The sequence below is a fragment of the Phenylobacterium sp. genome, from assembly GCF_030693805.1.
In the GTDB taxonomy this organism is placed as follows: domain Bacteria; phylum Pseudomonadota; class Alphaproteobacteria; order Caulobacterales; family Caulobacteraceae; genus Phenylobacterium.
Genome location: NZ_JAUXZW010000108.1, coordinates 1 through 1,198 on the forward strand (window position 1 = coordinate 1; position 1,198 = coordinate 1,198).

Annotated in this window: 1 protein-coding gene; it reads right to left on the reverse strand. The window is 36.5% G+C overall.

The features are described 5' to 3' along the window. On the reverse strand, positions 1-1,198 hold a 1,198-nt coding region (locus Q8M88_RS04610; protein WP_305595073.1), incomplete at both ends, for a putative PEP-binding protein.

Sequence of the window (1,198 nt, forward strand, 5' to 3'; positions counted from 1 at the left end):
GCATGGTTAAATCATTGGAACCTATGGAAATGCCGTCAATTCCTGTTGCAATAAATTTTTCAAGTAATATGACATTTGAAGGGATTTCTACCATCATCCAAATTTTGAATGTTGACGAACGGGAAAGCCCTGCATCATTGATTAGTTTTTTTACTTTTATCAATTCTTCAACTGTTCTTACAAAAGGAATCATTAGCCATAAATTTTTATATCCCATTTTGTTTCTGACGTTTTTTATTGCTTCCAGCTCCAGTTTAAAAACATCCGGGTCATGAACGTACCTAAATGCGCCTCTGAATCCAAGCATCGGATTTGATTCTTGGGGTTCGTAGTCTTTGCCGCCAATTAAATTTCTGTATTCATTTGTTTTAAAATCAGAGGTCCGGTAAACTACCGGTTTTGAGTCAAAAGCTTTGCAAAATTTAGCTATATCTATTGCCAATTTATCAATAAATATTTGTTTTTTGCCGTCGTGAATCATTTTTTTGGGATGAACGCCGATATCAGCCATGATAAATTCAGCCCGCAGTAAACCGACTCCGTCGGGATTTTTCCCTGCAACTTTTTCAGCCAAGTCAGGCTCTGCCAGATTGACATAAAGCTTAGTTGCCGTTTTAATGTTTGAAATTTTTTCCGTTTGAGTAGTTTTAACTATAAAAAATCCGCCCTTATAAATTTCGCCTTTGGTTCCGTTTACTGTTATTATATTTCCTGTTTTTAGTTTTTTGGTTGCTATTTCGGTACCTACAACTGCCGGAATTCCTAACTCCCTTGATACAATTGCGGCATGAGAGGTTCTGCCTCCGCTGTCGGTGACTATAGCTACTGCTTTTTTCATTGCCGGTACATAATCCGGATTAGTTTGCGGAGCAACTAAGACATCTCCAGGGACTATCTTATTAATTTCTTTGGCTGATAAAATTACTTTTACAACTCCGGAGGCTATCCCGGGGCTTGCAGGATCTCCTTTTAGTATTAGGTCTGATTCCGATAGGGTTGTATTGTTTATTTTTGCTACGCTTTTAGTGGTTGTAACTGCTCTCGTTTGCACAATATAAATTTTGTTATTTTGAATAGCCCATTCAATATCCTGGGGAAAATAGTAATGTTTTTCTATTTTTTGTCCGATTTCTGCGAGTGATTTTATCAAACTATCAGATAATTTTTGTTTTTTGCCTTGTTTTTTAGACAATTTAAT